Annotated in this window: 5 protein-coding genes; 3 read left to right on the forward strand and 2 right to left on the reverse strand. The window is 69.6% G+C overall.

Annotation, left to right across the window (positions count from 1 at the left end; translation table 11 throughout):
- Both JF597_RS51725 and JF597_RS51730 read right to left on the reverse strand, forming a co-directional pair.
- On the reverse strand, positions 1-198 hold a 198-nt coding region (locus tag JF597_RS51725; protein ID WP_294013634.1), incomplete at its 3' end, for a hypothetical protein.
- Positions 134-670: an NUDIX domain-containing protein gene (locus JF597_RS51730; protein ID WP_294013636.1), complete on the reverse strand. Its 537-nt coding sequence runs from the start codon at positions 668-670 to the stop codon at positions 134-136. The genes JF597_RS51725 and JF597_RS51730, both read right to left, overlap by 65 nt.
- Before the next feature lie 156 nt (positions 671-826).
- On the opposite strand from JF597_RS51730, the gene JF597_RS51735 reads away from it, so the two are divergent.
- From JF597_RS51735 to pglW, 3 genes are all read left to right on the forward strand, one after another.
- Complete coding sequence (locus tag JF597_RS51735) at positions 827-1,069, forward strand: hypothetical protein (protein ID WP_294013638.1); 243 nt, start codon at positions 827-829, stop codon at positions 1,067-1,069.
- Positions 1,070-1,729: 660 nt separating this feature from the next.
- The gene (locus JF597_RS51740) at positions 1,730-2,572 is read left to right on the forward strand and encodes an NERD domain-containing protein (protein ID WP_294013640.1); all 843 of its coding nucleotides are present in this window, start codon (positions 1,730-1,732) and stop codon (positions 2,570-2,572) included.
- Positions 2,573-2,593: 21 nt separating this feature from the next.
- A partial coding sequence (pglW, locus tag JF597_RS51745; RefSeq protein WP_294013643.1) for a BREX system serine/threonine kinase PglW occupies positions 2,594-6,225 on the forward strand: 3,632 nt, incomplete at its 3' end.

Here is a 6,225-nt window from a genome sequence, read left to right on the forward strand (position 1 = left end):
AGCCGCGAACACGTCGGCGTCCGCGCCGGACAAATCCGCCACGACGTGATCCATGGTGGTGAACGTCAGGTGCGGATACCGTTCCGCGAGCCTGAGTGTGTGACGTGGGTCAGCGCGGTAGCGGGTGAGCCGATCAAGGATGTCCTGCTTCTGTGCCGGAGTTCCGGTCAGTTTCTCGTTCGGCGTGAGCACGGTCATGGCCGTCTCCCTCAAACCACTCTCGATGCTTCTCGATCAACTTCCTGTGCGAGGGCAACAAGCCCTCGGGTAGCGCGTCCAAGTCGAAGAACCCGCAGTCGAGGACCTCTCTCGGGTCCGGTGTGTAAGTGCCGCCGATGAACTCGCCAAGGAACACGACCTCGGCACGGAGCTTGAAGCCGGTCACAAACGCCACGGGCTCACGAAGTGCCTTCACCTCGTAGCCGGTTTCCTCTCGGGCTTCACGGACGACCGTCTGATCCCACGTCTCGCAGCCCTTGGCGTAGCCGGTCACCAGACCCCACGGCCGAGACGGCTTCCACATCCGACCCTTGATCAGAAGCACCTGTCCCTGATCGTTCCTGACAAGCCCGGACACGCCGACGATGAACTTGGGCTGCGTGGCCCACAGGATTCGCCACTGCACGCCCCCTGCGTGCTTTCCGATCAAGGTCCAGATCTTCTCTCTCATCGCCCAAGCCTGTCAGTGAGTGGTCGGACTGCGGGAACAACGCGCCGGACATCAGACACGCATACACCCGCTGGCCCGCCGCTAGCCCGCACTCTCATGTGGTGCGGTCCGAGGGCGCGGGCGCATCCGTACCGCCTCCCAACGAGACGGCGCGCCTTGGTCGACGACTACGAGAACGGCGACAGCCTCGAAGTCCAGTGCGCCCACGATGCCGACAAGCTCGAATGCCTGTTCCAGGCGATCGAGTATCGCGACACCGGACACCAGAACGTTGGCGGCTGGATCGAGTCGAGCCGGGTGAGGCTGCGGACGAAGTCCGCTCAGCGCCTCGCGGACGCGGCCGTGGCCATGTCCTCGCAGGAGTGGCACAACGCGATCATGCGGCAGGATCAGCGCTAGACGACCGGGGACGGCGAGGCCGTCGCTGTGCGATCAACATGGACTAGAGATCTGGTATAGCTTTGCCCTGGCTGGAGTTGATCTCGTCTTCTATCTGTTGGCGAATTCGGGCGGTCGTGCCTTTGAGGCTACCTCTTCCCTCCCAGAGCCGTTGCCTTGAAGCCGGCTGTATGGATTTGCCGCTTGCCGTGCCCGACGAGGCCGCGGCAGCCTCTTGTTCCCGCTCCTTTCGCATGGTCACAGCGGCTCCGGTGAACAGCCCCCTGAACACCGCTAAGCTGCCGCGCACATTCGCGCGGAGGGGGCGGGGAGATCGACATCCAGGACGACGAGGAAGAGCTCGAACCGCCGTGGCCGGGCTGGCGGGCCATGGCGTCGGGCGATCGGGCGTGATCGCCTTGGTGCTGCTGATAGTCGTGGGCGTGGTCGCCTTCAGCTGACCGGTTCGTCGGGAGCGCCTTCGTCGGCGGGGTCCGCGGGGTCGGCGGGGTCGGCGGCCGCGCCAACGGAGATCTGCGTCACGACCCACGGCTGAGCGATCCGCAGACCGCCCCACCCCCGCAGCCCCCTCGGCAGCCGCACATTACTGACAGAATGGTGCGCTGACCGGCGGCAGCGTGCCGTCGGTCAAGTGGCAGACGGAAGGCGTGAACCGGGATCATGCGCGAGGGGCGATGGGACACGATCACCGAGTCGCATTTCAACCACGAACGCGCGGGGCTGGACAAGCTGCGGGCCGCGCTTCCCGATGCCGAGCCGTGGCGGGCCTGGTCGAACTTCACCTTCACCTCGCCGCAGGGTCTGCCCCGTGAGGTCGACGTTCTGGTCATCGCTCCGAACGGGCTGCACCTGCTGGAACTCAAGGACTGGGTCGGGCGGGTGCGCGGAGCCGGGACGTCGTGGGTTCAGGACGCCGGGAGCGGCCGGACGCGGGTTCACCACAACCCGCTCCATCTGGCGAACCAGAAGGCCAAGGAGCTGCGTTCCCTGCTCCAGGCCGCGATGGGCAATCGCGCCAATGAGGTGCCGTGGATCACCGCGTCGGTGCTGTTCACCCGCCCGGGGCTGGGCATCGATCTCCCGCCGAACGACCAGGCGGGTCTGTACTGCCTGGGGGAGGGGCCGAAGGCCGCGCTGCCGGAGATCATGGCCCGCCTCGCGGAGCCGCCGCGCGGTGAGCGCGACCGCGTCGACATGGCCCGGTCCAAGGCGCTCGCCAAAGCGCTCAAGGACGGTGTCGGCGTCCGGCGCAGCGACGCCGAGTACCGGATCGGCCCCTGGAAGCTGGACCGCGAGCCGCTCGACACCGGACCGACCTGGGCCGACTTCATCGGCCGGCACACCTCGATCACCGACCTGCGCCGGATCCGGATCTACTACCGGGAGCGGAACGCAGATCGCGAACTGTCGGAGAGCATCGACCGGGCGGCGCGGCGCGAGGCGCAGGTGCTGCAGGGCATCCGGCACCCCGGCATCGTGCAGGTCGCGGATTTCGATCCGTAGGGTCACTCGGCCGGACCGTCGCTGCTATATCCCTACGATCCGCGCACCGAACGACTCGACGAATACCTGCTCAAGCGCGGACCCGAACTGGACCTGAAGGCCCGGGTCCAGCTGATCCGGCAGCTCGCCGAGACCGTCGCCTACGCACACCGCCGCCGCCTCTATCACCGGACCCTGTCGGCGCACGTCATCCACGTCGTCCCCGGCCCCCGCCGCGCCGACGTCGACCCGGACGGGCCGGCCGGGCTGGAGCAGGCCTGGCTGCGGCCCCGCCTGATGATCGCCGACTGGCAGGTCGCGGTCCGCAAGGTCAGCGGTGTCCGGATGACGTCCGTCGCCGACTCCACCCGGGTCGGCCAGCACCTGGACGTCGACGCCGCCGCGTTCGGCGCGCCGGAGCTGACGGCGGCGCACCCCGACCCGGTGAGCCTGGACGTGTTCGGCCTCGGCGCGCTGGCCTACCTGCTGCTGACCGGCCGCGCCCCGGCCGCCGACCGGGCCGAGCTGACCGCGAAGCTGGAGGCGGAGGAGCAAGGCCTGCGCCCCTCCGCGGTCGCCGACGGACTGACTCAGGACATGGACGACCTGGTCGGCTGGAGCACGGCTTTCCTCCCGGACCGGCGCGTGGCGACCGTCGAGGAGTTCATCGAACTGCTGTCGACGGTCGAAGAGGCCTTCCAAGACAAGTCAGAGGAACGCGACACCGACCCTCTCGACATCTCCGCCCCCGAGATCGACCCGCTGGAGGCCAAGGCCGGGGACCTGCTCGGCAGCCCTCCGCGCTGGAAGATCGAGCGCCGCCTCGGCGCGGGCGCCACCAGCGTCGCGTTCCTGGCCGAGGACCTGGATGCGGCGGCACCCAAGGGGAACCAGCCGGACCGCCGCAAAGTCGTCCTGAAGGTCAGCCGCTCCGACGACCGCGCCTCACTCCTGCGCCGCGAGGCCGAGGTCCTCAACCGGCTCGACGGCGACTCCCGCGTGGTCAAGTTGCGGATCGACGAGCCGATCACCCTCGGCACCCCGCCCCGCACCACCCTCGTCCTGGACTTCGCCGGCCGCGAGACCGTCGCCCGCCAGCTCCGCGAGGAGGGCAAACTCCTCGTCGACGACCTGGAGAAATACTCCGAGTACTTGTTCGGCGCGGTAGACCACCTGGAAGGGCAGGGCGTCTGGCACCGGGATCTCAAGCCGGACAACATCGCGATCCAGGTCCGCCCGAACCTGACCAAACAGCTCGTGCTGTTCGACTTCTCCTTGGCGGACCACCCGATCGACGACATCGAGGCCGGCACCCCGGGCTACCTCGACCCCTTCCTCGGCACGCCGAAACGCCCCCGCTACGACGCCGCCGCCGAGTACTACGCACTCGCCGTGACCCTGCACGAGATGGCCTCGCGCGCCCTGCCGGTCTGGGGCGACGACAAGGTCTCGGCGCGCCAGACCGACCCGGGCAGCGAGCTGTATCCGCGCCTCGCCGTCGACTCCTTCGACGCGGCGGTCCGCGACGGCCTCGACCAGTTCTTCCGCCGGGCCCTGCACCGGGACGCGGACAAGCGGTTCAAGACCCTGACGGAGATGCGGGACGCCTGGCGCATGGTGTTCCTGCACAGCGACCACCGCGAGCCGGTCCCGACCAGGCACTCCCGGCACACGACGGCGACCACCGGCCAGGAGGCGTCCGCAGCCCGGGGAGCCGACGTCACCGAGGCGCAGCCCTCGGACGCGCTCGGCGACGTCGGCAAGGCCGAGCCCGACGGCATCGGCCGCATCCGGGACGAGGCCGCGGAGAAGGCGACCCGCGACACCCCGCTGGACAGCGCCGGACTGAGCCCGCGCGCAGTCTCGGTCGCCCAGGAACTCGGTACGGCCACCGTCGGCGAGCTGGTGGACCTGAGCCTGCGCGCCCTGATCACCCCGCCGGGCATGGGCCCGAAAACCCGGCGCGAGCTGTACAAGCGGATCAGGCAGTGGCGCCGCGCTTTCCAGGACGAAGGCGAGTCGCCGCTGACGCCGGACGGCCGGCAGGCCGCCAAGAGCGAACTGGAGAAGGCGCTCGGCGACCGGCTGGCACAAGCCGGAGCCGCCGACGCACCGGTCGAGGCGCTGCGCCGGCTGAGCCTGGACACGCTGACGGCGCTCCTGGTTCCCAAGCCCGAGAACCGCAAGGACAGCCGCAACGCGAGCGAGGCGACCAGGCTCTGGCTGGGCCTGCCGGACGAGGTGAACCGGCTCCCGGACTTCGACCGCTTCCCGCCGACGCAGAGCGCGGTCGGCAGGAGCGTCGGGCTGACCTCCGGCCGGGTCAACCAGATCATCGCCAGGCAGCGCGAACGGTGGGCCGACGAACCCGCGCTGGTGGCGCTGCGGGACGAGGTCGTCGAACTGCTGCAGGGGTTCGGCCGGGTCGCAGGACTCGATGAACTGGCGACCGCGCTGCTCAACCGGCGCGGCAGCGGGATGACCTCCGTCGACGTCCGGATGGCGTACGCGCGCGGCGTCGCGTTGGCCGCGATCGAGCTGGCGGAGAACGGGATGGAGGAGCCGTTGCTGTCGACGCGACGGCACCGCGACACCCGTCCGCTGATGGCCGCCTTGGAAGTCCGCGAAGACATCGACGATCCGGAGACCCCGCAGAGCGTTGCCCTGCTGGAGTTGGCGGACGCGCTGGGCGTCGCCGCCGACGCGCTCGCCGAGCGGGACTCGCTGCCGAGTTCGGCGACGACGCTGACGGTGCTCGGCGAGGTCGTGGCCAAGCAGGCCAACGATTTCTCCGGGCTGGCGGAACGGCGGCTGGTGCAGCTGGCGGCGACGGCGTCGCGGACTGCGGGCGCCTCCTCGCGCCTGGAGATCTACCCGAAGTCGCTGCCGCTGGTGCGGGCACTGCGCATCACCCAGGCCGGGCTGGTGCGCTGGAAGCACAACGTGCCCGAGCACCAGCAGCAGATGCTTACCGTCGACGATGTCCGTGAGCGGGTCCTCAGCCGGTTCCCGGACCTGGAAGCGATGTTCGAGCGGCGGGCGCTGGACGACCAGCTGGCGGAAGCCGGCTTCGCGCTGAAGTGGATCAAGGACGAGCGGCACCGGGGTCTCGGCTACGTGGCCGACGTGCCGGAGTCGGTCTCGTCGGCGGCTTCCCTGGGCTCCCGGGTGCGAACCTTGCGTGGCGCCCAGATCGCGCTGCTGACCGACCCGATACTGCAGGCGGCGAACACCACAGAGCAGCGGTTGCGGGCCGCCGCGGAACGCCCCGGTTTCCGGGTGCTGACGGTGCGGACCACCGCCTACCTGCGGGCTCGCAGCGAGCTGACGCACCGGTTCGGAGCACAGCCGGTGCCGGTCGCGTCGTTGTTCGTGGCCAAAATGAAGGAACGCATCGCCTTGGGCACCAGACCGACCTGGACGACTATCCTGAACGCGGACATCGCCGAGCCCGGATCACGAGCGGCGACGAAGCTCCTGGAGTACACGTCGGCCGCGTGGCGGGATGTGGAACCGGAACTGGCGGCGCTGTTGTCACCGTCCTCCACCGACCACGGTGCCGACGGTCCGGTGCTGCTCTATGACGCAGGGCTCTTCACCCGATACGGTGCGTTGTCTGTGCTCCAGCGGCTGGCTGACACGGCGCGCCGAGGCGGCGGGCGTCCGCTGTGGGT

The organism is Streptomyces sp., from assembly GCF_019510245.1.
GTDB lineage: Bacteria > Actinomycetota > Actinomycetes > Streptomycetales > Streptomycetaceae > Streptomyces.

Excerpts from the sequence above, each read along its gene's own strand:
- JF597_RS51730 (WP_294013636.1), bottom strand. The coding sequence starts at position 670 with ATGAGAGAGAAGATCTGGACCTTGATCGGAAAGCACGCAGGGGGCGTG.
- JF597_RS51740 (WP_294013640.1), top strand. The coding sequence starts at position 1,730 with ATGCGCGAGGGGCGATGGGACACGATCACCGAGTCGCATTTCAACCAC.